The sequence below is a fragment of the Limnohabitans sp. genome (assembly GCF_038134685.1).
In the GTDB taxonomy this organism is placed as follows: Bacteria; Pseudomonadota; Gammaproteobacteria; order Burkholderiales; family Burkholderiaceae_C; genus Limnohabitans_A.
Map to the genome: position 1 here is coordinate 1 of NZ_JAYPVP010000040.1, position 9,436 is coordinate 9,436.

A 9,436-nucleotide genomic window follows, 5' to 3' on the forward strand; every position below is an offset into this window, starting at 1 on the left:
TGGAAGAAGGTCTGCGTTTTGCTATCCGCGAAGGCGGCCGCACTGTCGGCGCCGGTGTGGTGGCCAAGATCATCGCTTAAGAGGTCAACGTAGGGGTATAGCTCAATTGGCAGAGCGTCGGTCTCCAAAACCGAAGGTTGTAGGTTCGATTCCTACTGCCCCTGCCACCTGAAAAGGTGGATTTCGAAGCCCGCCAAACCCTGGCGGGCTTACGTGTCTGGAAAGTATCCTGATTTTTATGGCAACGTCTGATGTTCAAACCGTAAGCGCCGCTGGCGACAAGATGCGACTGCTCGCATCCGGTCTGCTGTTGGTGGTTGCGCTTGCGGCTTACTACCTGCTGTCCAAGCAGGGCTTGCTCGCGCAATGGGTGGGTCTGCTGGTGGGGCTGGCTGCTGCCGTTGCTGTCTTCTTCACGTCTGAATCGGGCAAGCAGCTCGTGGCTTTGGGCCGCGATTCTGTGCGCGAAGTCAAAAAAGTGGTTTGGCCTGAGCGCAAGGAAGCCATGCAGATCACTTTTTATGTATTTGGCTTCGTGGTGGTCATGGCGTTGTTTCTTTGGCTGACCGACAAGACGCTCGAGTGGGCGCTGTATGACCTGATTCTCGGGTGGAAAAAATAATGACTGATGAACTTGTCAATGCCCCCAAGGCGGGTGAATCCACCAGCCCCGACCTCAAATGGTATGTGGTCCATGCCTATTCGGGCATGGAAAAAGCTGTGGAGCGCAACATCGTCGAGCGCATTCAGCGCGCCGGTATGCAGTCCAAATTTGGCCGTATTCTTGTTCCGACCGAAGAGGTTATGGAGGTCAAGAATGGCGTCAAGCGTACCACCGAACGCAAGTTCTTCCCCGGCTATGTGCTGGTGGAAATGGTGATGGACGACGAAAGCTGGCACCTGGTCAAGCACACTAACAAAGTCACTGGTTTTGTGGGTGGTGCCAAAAACCGCCCGGTGGCGATCTCTGAAGCCGAAGTGCGCAAGATCGTTGATCAAATGCAAGAGGGCAGCGACAAACCCCGTCATAAGGTGGAGTTTGAAGTGGGTGAATACATCCGCGTCAAGGAAGGCCCGTTTACCGACTTCAATGGCACTGTCGAAGAAGTCAACTACGAACGCAACAAGCTGCGCGTGTCGGTCACGATCTTTGGTCGTGCCACCCCTGTGGAGCTGGAATTCAGTCAGGTCGAAAAGACCTGATGGTTAAAGGGTGCTGAGGGTTCTTTCCGACTCGACGCTCAGCACCGACACCAAAGAGTCGTTAACCCCGGGGAGTCCGTCAGGACGTTTGAACCCGCAAGGAGAAAAGCATGGCGAAGAAAATCGTCGGCTTCATCAAGCTGCAAGTGCCGGCTGGTAAAGCCAACCCGTCGCCGCCAATTGGTCCCGCACTGGGCCAACGCGGTCTGAACATCATGGAATTCTGCAAGGCGTTCAACGCCCAGACCCAAGGCGTCGAGCCCGGTCTGCCGCTGCCCGTGGTCATCACGGCCTTTGCAGACAAGTCCTTCACCTTCATCATCAAGACGCCTCCCGCGACTGTGCTGATCAAGAAGGCCATCAAGCTGGACAAGGGCTCTTCCGTGCCCAACAAGACCAAGGTCGGCAAGATCACCCGCGCTCAGCTGGAAGAAATCGCCAAGACCAAAATGAAAGACATGACCGCTGCCGATCTGGACGCCGCTGTGCGCACGATCGCCGGTTCTGCCCGTTCCATGGGCGTGACTGTGGAGGGTGTGTGATATGTCCAAGCTGACCAAAAAACAAAAAGCCCTGGAAGGCAAAGTCGACAGCACCAAGCTGTACGCCTTGACCGACGCGCTGGCTATCGTCAAAGAGTGCGCTACTGCAAAGTTCGATGAATCCATCGACGTGGCCGTGCAACTCGGTATCGATGCCAAGAAATCCGACCAAGTGGTGCGTGGCGCCGTCGTGCTGCCCAACGGCACCGGCAAAACCGCTCGCGTGGCTGTGTTCGCCCAAGGTGCCAAGGCTGAAGAAGCCAAGGCTGCTGGTGCTGACGTGGTGGGTATGGACGACCTGGCCGCTCAGGTCAAGGCCGGCGACATGCCCTTCGACGTGGTCATCGCCGCTCCCGACGCCATGCGCGTGGTCGGTACACTGGGTCAGATCCTGGGTCCCCGTGGCCTGATGCCTAACCCCAAAGTGGGCACCGTGACGCCTGACGTGGCTACCGCTGTCAAGAACGCCAAGGCTGGCCAGGTCCAGTTCCGCGTGGACAAAGCCGGTATCGTTCACGGCACCATCGGTCGTCGCTCGTTTGACAACGACAAGCTCCAGGGCAACCTGGCTGCGCTGATCGAAGCCCTGAACAAGGCCAAGCCTGCTTCCAGCAAAGGTGTTTACCTGCGCAAAGTGGCTGTGTCTTCGACCATGGGTGTGGGCGTTCGCGTCGACACGCAATCCATCGCGGCCTGATCGCGGTAAAAATTTGGGGCCCTTGCAAAAGGGCTCCGATGTGGTGGGCTGCCACCCGTTGCAAAGCAATTTGTCAACAGGTGGCAGGCCATCCAAGACCGTTGGTGTGCCGCAGGGCGCTTAATCGGTGAACTGCAAAGTTCCGAAGCCAACGCAGATGGCGATCCCGCTGCTGATGGATGCATATCCAAACAACAGTTGGTCGCTGCAAGAAAGGCGTGCTCCAGGGGCAACCCGAAAGCACTTTTAAAGGAGTAGACCTTGAGTCTGAATCGCAGTGAGAAAGAAGCGGTCATTTCCGAAGTGACCAGCCTCGCCGCTAAAGCTCAAACGCTGGTGATGGCGGAATACCGCGGCATCACGGTCGCTGACATGACGAACCTGCGCATCAAAGCTCGCAGCCAGGGCGTGAACCTGAGTGTTCTCAAGAACACCCTGGCCCGCCGTGCTGTGACGGGTAGCAGCTTCGAAGTGGCAGCCGACCAGATGACCGGTCCGCTGATCTATGGCTTCTCTGAAGACGCAGTGGCTGCCGCCAAGGTGGTGGCCGATTTCGCGAAAACCAACGACAAGCTGGTGATTCGCGGCGGCGTCTACGGTGGCAAAGCCCTGGACGTCAACGGCGTCAAGGCCCTGGCAAGTGTTCCTACCAAGGAAGTGTTGCTGGCCCAGCTGTGTGGCTTGCTCATGTCCCCCATCTCCCGTACCGCTGTGGTGCTGGGTGCTCTGGCGGCCAAGAAAGAAGGCGAAACCGCTGCCACCTGATCGGTGTGTAGCTTCGTTTAAACCAATTGTTAGGAAATCAAAATGGCATTCGATAAAGACGCATTTTTGACCGCGCTGGACAGCATGACGGTCCTGGAACTCAACGACCTGGTGAAAGCCATCGAAGAGAAATTTGGCGTGAGCGCTGCTGCTATGGCCGCTCCTGCTGCTGGCGGCGCTGCTGCTGGCGGTGCTGCCGCTGAAGAGAAGACTGACTTCAACCTGGTTCTGGCCGAAGCCGGTGCCAACAAGGTTGGCGTCATCAAGGCCGTGCGCGAAATCACCGGTCTGGGCCTGAAAGAAGCCAAAGACTTGGTCGACGGCGCTCCCAAGGTCGTCAAAGAAGGCATGCCCAAGGCCGACGCCGAAGCAGCCAAGAAAAAGCTGGAAGAAGCTGGCGCCAAGGCCGAACTCAAGTAATTCGGCTTTTGTCCAAGGCTGGAGTGTCCGCAAGGGCCTCCAGCCTTTGGTGCTTTCAAGAACGCACCGAAAAGCAGCCTGCCAAGACCGCTTTTCAGTGTCTTCTGATCCGACTGCAGAAGACCCTTGGTTCGGGTGATGTGCAAGGCATCGCCGTCCGCCAATGCTGGTAGTGGCCAGCCGCCAAGATGGTTCGCATGTGGTGTGCATGCGCAGCCTCAGTCCTGAAAGATCAAGCCCGGAGATCTCATGGCCTACTCTTATACCGAACGCAAGCGTATTCGCAAAAGTTTCGGCAGCCGCGAAAGCGTGCTCGAAGTTCCTTACCTGCTGCAGATGCAAAAAGACGCTTACACGTCTTTCCTGCAAGCCGATGTGCTGTCCTCCAAGCGTGCCCACGAGGGCCTGCAGGCAGCTTTTGAATCTGCTTTCCCCATCGTCTCCCACAACGGTTTTGTGGAGATGAAGTTTGTCGAGTACAACCTCGCCAAACCCGCTTTTGATGTGCGCGAATGCCAGACCCGTGGTCTGACCTTTGCCTCCGCTGTGCGCGCCCGCGTGCAACTGATCATCTACGATCGTGAGTCTTCCACCTCCCAGTCCAAAGTGGTCAAGGAAGTGAAAGAGCAAGAGGTCTACATGGGCGAAGTGCCCCTGATGACCGACAAGGGTTCTTTCATCATCAACGGTACCGAGCGCGTGATCGTGTCCCAGCTGCACCGTTCGCCTGGCGTGTTCTTCGAACACGACAAGGGCAAGACCCACAGCTCGGGCAAACTGCTGTTCTCGGCTCGCATCATTCCTTACCGCGGCTCATGGCTCGACTTCGAATTCGACCCCAAGGACATGCTGTACTTCCGCGTGGACCGTCGCCGCAAGATGCCGGTCACGATCCTGCTCAAGGCCATTGGCCTGACACCGGAATCCATCCTGGCCAACTTCTTCGTCAACGACAACTTCCGCCTGATGGACAGCGGCGCACAAATGGAATTTGTGGCCGAGCGTCTGCGCGGCGAAGTCGCCCGTTTTGACATCACGGACAAGGCCGGCAAGGTCGTGGTCGCCAAGGACAAGCGCATCACCGCGCGCCACACCCGCGAGCTCGAGCAGTCCGGCACCACCCACATCAGCGTGCCCGAAGACTTCCTGATCGGCCGCGTGGTCGCCAAGAACATCGTTGATGGTGACACTGGCGAGATCATTGCCAAGGCGAACGAAGAGCTGACCGAAGCGCTGCTGAAAAAGCTGCGTTCTGCTGGTGTGCTCGACCTGCAGTGCATCTATACCAACGAGCTCGACCAGGGCGCCTACATCAGCCAGACCCTGCGCACCGACGAAACCGTGGACGAGTTCGCAGCACGTGTGGCCATCTACCGCATGATGCGCCCTGGCGAGCCGCCGACCGAAGACGCTGTGCAGGCCCTGTTCCAGCGCCTGTTCTACAACGACGACACCTACGATCTGTCACGCGTGGGTCGCATGAAGTTCAACGCCCGCGTGGGTCGAGACGAATCCACCGGTCCCATGGTGCTGAGCAACGAAGACATCCTGGCTGTGGTCAAGATTCTGGTGGATCTGCGCAATGGCCGTGGCGAAGTCGACGACATCGACCACCTGGGCAACCGCCGCGTGCGTTGCGTCGGCGAACTGGCCGAGAACCAGTACCGCACCGGTCTGGCACGTATCGAAAAAGCCGTGAAAGAGCGTCTGGGTCAGGCCGAGCAAGAGCCGCTGATGCCCCACGACCTGATCAACTCCAAGCCGATCTCTGCGGCCCTCAAGGAGTTCTTCGGTGCGTCCCAGTTGTCGCAATTCATGGACCAGACCAACCCGCTGGCCGAAATCACACACAAGCGTCGCGTCTCGGCCCTGGGCCCGGGCGGTCTGACCCGCGAACGTGCCGGCTTCGAGGTGCGCGACGTGCACGTGACCCACTACGGCCGCGTCTGCCCGATCGAAACGCCTGAAGGTCCGAACATCGGCCTGATCAACTCGCTGGCCCTGTACGCCCGCCTCAACGAGTACGGTTTCATCGAAACCCCGTACCGTCGCGTGGTCGATGGCAAGGTCACGATGGACATCGACTACCTGTCGGCCATCGAAGAAGGCAAATACGTCATCGCCCAGGCCAACGCCACTTTGGACAAAGACGGCAAGCTGACCGGCGAACTGGTGTCTGCCCGTGAAAAAGGCGAATCCATCTTGTGTGGCGCCGAGCGCATCCAGTACATGGACGTGTCGCCAGCCCAGATCGTGTCTGTGGCCGCTTCGCTGGTTCCGTTCCTGGAGCACGACGACGCCAACCGCGCATTGATGGGCGCAAACATGTCGCGCCAGGCCGTGCCTGTGCTGCGTCCTGAAAAGCCCATGGTCGGTACCGGTATCGAGCGCGTGGCCGCTGTGGACTCGGGCACCGTGGTGACTGCTACCCGTGGTGGCGTGGTCGACTATGTGGACGCGACCCGTATCGTGATCCGTGTGAACGACGCTGAAGCCGTGGCCGGTGAAGTCGGTGTGGACATCTACAACCTGATCAAGTACCAGCGTTCCAACCAGAACACCAACATCCACCAGCGTCCCATCGTCAAGCGTGGTGACAAGCTGGCCAAGGGTGACGTGATCGCCGACGGCGCATCGACCGACCTGGGCGAAATCGCCATCGGCCAGAACATGCTGATCGCCTTCATGCCCTGGAACGGCTACAACTTCGAAGACTCGATTTTGATCAGCGAACGCGTGGTGGCCGACGACCGCTACACCTCGATCCACATCGAGGAACTGGTGGTCATGGCCCGCGACACCAAGCTGGGCGCCGAAGAAATCACCCGCGACATTCCGAACCTGTCCGAGCAGCAACTGGGCCGCCTGGACGAGTCCGGCATCATCTACGTGGGCGCTGAAGTGCAACCCGGCGATGTGCTGGTGGGCAAGGTCACACCCAAGGGCGAGACCACCCTCACGCCTGAAGAGAAGCTGCTGCGCGCCATCTTCGGCGAGAAGGCTTCCGATGTGAAAGACACCTCGCTGCGCGTGGACCAGGGTTCCCAGGGCACCGTGATCGATGTGCAGGTCTTCACCCGCGAAGGCATCGTGCGCGACAAGCGTGCCCAGCAGATCATTGACGATGAACTCAAGCGCTACCGTCTGGACCTGAACGACCAGCTGCGCATTGTGGAAGCCGATGCTTTTGACCGTATCGAAAAACTGCTGGTGGGCCGTGTGGCCAACGGCGGTCCGCAGAAGCTGGCCAAAGGCACCAAGCTGGACAAGGCCTACCTGGAGTCTGTGGAGAAGTTCCACTGGTTCGACATCCGTCCTGCCGAAGACGAAGTGGCCAGCCAGCTGGAATCCATCAAGAACTCGCTGGAGCAGACCCGTCACAGCTTCGACTTGTCGTTCGAAGAAAAACGCAAGAAGCTCACCCAAGGCGACGAGCTGCCTGCTGGCGTGCTCAAGATGGTCAAGGTTTACCTGGCCGTCAAGCGTCGCCTGCAGCCTGGCGACAAGATGGCCGGCCGTCACGGTAACAAGGGTGTGGTCTCCAAGATCGTTCCAGTCGAAGACATGCCTTACATGGCCGACGGTACGCCTTGCGACATCGTGCTCAACCCGCTGGGCGTGCCCTCGCGTATGAACGTGGGTCAGGTGCTGGAAGTTCACCTGGGCTGGGCCGGCAAGGGCATTGGTCACCGCATTGGCAACATGCTGCAAGCTGAAGGCAAGCGCATGGAAAAAGCCGCCGAGCTGCGCAAACTGTTTGACCAGCTGTACAACGGCATGGGCCGCAAGGAAGAGCTGTCGCAGCTGTCAGACGACGACATCCTGGCCATGGCCGAGAACCTCAAAGAGGGCTTCCCCTTTGCCTCGCCCGTGTTCGATGGCGCTTCTGAAGATGAAATCCGCGCCATGCTCAAGCTGGCTTATCCGGACGAGATCGCTGCCGCCAAGGGCCTGACGGCCACCCGCACGCAAGCGCACCTGTACGACGGTCGCACTGGCGACGCCTTCGAGCGCCCGACCACCATTGGTTACATGCACTACCTCAAGCTGCACCACCTGGTGGACGACAAGATGCACGCCCGTTCCACCGGCCCGTACTCGCTGGTCACGCAACAACCGCTGGGCGGCAAGGCCCAGTTCGGTGGCCAGCGTTTCGGCGAGATGGAAGTGTGGGCACTGGAAGCCTACGGCGCGTCCTACACGCTGCAGGAAATGCTCACCGTCAAGTCCGACGACGTGCAAGGCCGTACCAAGGTGTACGAAAGCATCGTCAAGGGCGAACACTCCATCGAGGCAGGCATGCCCGAGTCGTTCAACGTGCTGGTCAAGGAAATCCGCTCCTTGGGCCTGGACATTGAACTCGAGCGCTCTTAATTCACAGGCAAAGGATTCAAACCATGAAATCACTACTCGACCTGTTCAAGCAGTTCACGCCCGATGAGCATTTCGATGCCATCAAAATCGGCCTGGCCTCGCCCGAAAAGATCCGTTCGTGGTCTTTCGGCGAAGTCAAAAAGCCCGAGACCATCAACTACCGTACCTTCAAGCCCGAGCGCGATGGTCTGTTCTGCGCCAAGATCTTTGGCCCGATCAAGGACTACGAATGCCTGTGCGGCAAGTACAAGCGCCTCAAGCACCGCGGTGTGATCTGCGAGAAGTGCGGCGTTGAAGTCACGCAGACCAAAGTGCGTCGCGAGCGCATGGGTCACATCGACCTGGCCGCGCCCTGCGCTCACATCTGGTTCCTCAAGTCCCTGCCTTCGCGTCTGGGCCTGGTGCTGGACATGACGTTGCGCGACATCGAACGCGTGCTGTACTTTGAAGCCTATGTCGTGACCGACCCCGGCATGACCCCGCTCAAGAAGTTCGGCATCATGAGCGAAGACGATTACGACGCCAAAGTGGTCGAATACGGCGACGAATTCGTGGCCAAGATGGGCGCCGAAGGCATCAAGGAACTGCTGCAAGGCCTGGACCTGGATGTCGAAATCGAGCGCCTGCGTGGCGACCTGACCGGCTCCGAGCTCAAGGTCAAGAAAAACGCCAAGCGCCTCAAAGTCCTGGAAGCGTTCAAAAAGTCCGGCATCAAGCCCGAGTGGATGGTGCTGGAAGTGCTGCCCGTTCTGCCGCCGGACCTGCGTCCGCTGGTGCCGCTGGACGGTGGCCGTTTCGCCACTTCTGACCTGAACGATCTGTACCGCCGCGTCATCAACCGTAACAGTCGTCTGCGTCGCCTGCTCGAACTCAAGGCGCCCGAGATCATCGCGCGCAACGAAAAGCGCATGCTGCAAGAAGCCGTGGACAGTCTGCTGGACAACGGCCGCCGCGGCAAGGCCATGACGGGCGCCAACAAGCGCGCGCTCAAGTCCCTGGCCGACATGATCAAGGGCAAGAGCGGGCGCTTCCGCCAGAACTTGCTGGGCAAGCGCGTGGACTACTCCGGTCGTTCCGTGATTACCGTGGGCCCAACCCTCAAGCTGCACCAGTGCGGTTTGCCCAAGCTGATGGCGCTGGAACTGTTCAAGCCCTTCATCTTTGCCCGCCTCGAAGCCATGGGCATCGCCACCACCATCAAGGCGGCCAAGAAAGAAGTCGAATCCGGCACCCCGGTGGTGTGGGATATTCTGGAAGAGGTCATCAAAGAGCACCCGGTGCTCCTGAACCGTGCGCCTACGCTGCACCGTCTGGGCATCCAGGCCTTTGAACCTATCCTGATCGAAGGCAAGGCCATCCAGCTGCACCCGCTGGTTTGCGCGGCGTTCAACGCCGACTTCGACGGTGACCAGATGGCCGTTCACGTGCCGCTGTC

At 59.1% G+C, this 9,436-nt stretch carries 7 protein-coding genes, 1 tRNA gene and 2 pseudogenes; all 10 read left to right on the forward strand.

All coding sequences use genetic code 11. The features are described 5' to 3' along the window. Positions 1-80, forward strand: a pseudogene (locus AAFM15_RS11400) (elongation factor Tu); the annotation flags it as partial. Positions 81-91: 11 nt separating this feature from the next. Continuing rightward, positions 92-167: transfer RNA gene (locus AAFM15_RS11405), tRNA-Trp, on the forward strand. Positions 168-238: 71 nt separating this feature from the next. Continuing rightward, entirely contained in the window at positions 239-622 is a 384-nt protein-coding gene (gene secE / locus AAFM15_RS11410; protein WP_341686835.1) for a preprotein translocase subunit SecE, read from the forward strand. Further along, a complete protein-coding gene (gene nusG / locus AAFM15_RS11415) occupies positions 622-1,203 on the forward strand; it encodes a transcription termination/antitermination protein NusG (RefSeq protein WP_341686836.1) in 582 nt (193 codons plus the stop codon). Before secE ends, nusG begins: the two co-directional genes overlap by 1 nt. A 110-nt stretch (positions 1,204-1,313) precedes the next feature. Further along, positions 1,314-1,745 carry a 50S ribosomal protein L11 gene (gene rplK / locus AAFM15_RS11420; protein ID WP_341686837.1) on the forward strand — a complete coding sequence of 144 codons (432 nt, stop codon included), beginning with the start codon at positions 1,314-1,316 and terminating at the stop codon, positions 1,743-1,745. A 1-nt stretch (position 1,746) separates the two neighbouring features. Beyond that, a complete protein-coding gene (rplA, locus tag AAFM15_RS11425; RefSeq protein ID WP_341686838.1) occupies positions 1,747-2,442 on the forward strand; it encodes a 50S ribosomal protein L1 in 696 nt (231 codons plus the stop codon). A 261-nt stretch (positions 2,443-2,703) separates the two neighbouring features. Continuing rightward, positions 2,704-3,207, forward strand: coding sequence for a 50S ribosomal protein L10 (gene rplJ, locus AAFM15_RS11430; RefSeq protein ID WP_341686839.1), 504 nt, complete (start codon positions 2,704-2,706; stop codon positions 3,205-3,207). Between the two features lie 42 nt (positions 3,208-3,249). Continuing rightward, entirely contained in the window at positions 3,250-3,627 is a 378-nt protein-coding gene (gene rplL, locus AAFM15_RS11435; RefSeq protein ID WP_341686840.1) for a 50S ribosomal protein L7/L12, read from the forward strand. Between the two features lie 249 nt (positions 3,628-3,876). Further along, positions 3,877-8,001 (forward strand): DNA-directed RNA polymerase subunit beta, encoded by a 4,125-nt coding sequence (gene rpoB, locus AAFM15_RS11440; protein ID WP_341686841.1) that lies wholly within the window; start codon positions 3,877-3,879, stop codon positions 7,999-8,001. A 23-nt stretch (positions 8,002-8,024) separates the two neighbouring features. After that, positions 8,025-9,436, forward strand: a pseudogene (locus AAFM15_RS11445) (DNA-directed RNA polymerase subunit beta'); the annotation flags it as partial.

Coding starts and splice junctions, on each gene's coding strand:
- rplL (WP_341686840.1), top strand. CDS start 3,250: ATGGCATTCGATAAAGACGCATTTTTGACCGCGCTGGACAGCATGACG.
- nusG (WP_341686836.1), top strand. CDS start 622: ATGACTGATGAACTTGTCAATGCCCCCAAGGCGGGTGAATCCACCAGC.
- rplK (WP_341686837.1), top strand. CDS start 1,314: ATGGCGAAGAAAATCGTCGGCTTCATCAAGCTGCAAGTGCCGGCTGGT.
- rpoB (WP_341686841.1), top strand. CDS start 3,877: ATGGCCTACTCTTATACCGAACGCAAGCGTATTCGCAAAAGTTTCGGC.
- rplA (WP_341686838.1), top strand. CDS start 1,747: ATGTCCAAGCTGACCAAAAAACAAAAAGCCCTGGAAGGCAAAGTCGAC.
- secE (WP_341686835.1), top strand. CDS start 239: ATGGCAACGTCTGATGTTCAAACCGTAAGCGCCGCTGGCGACAAGATG.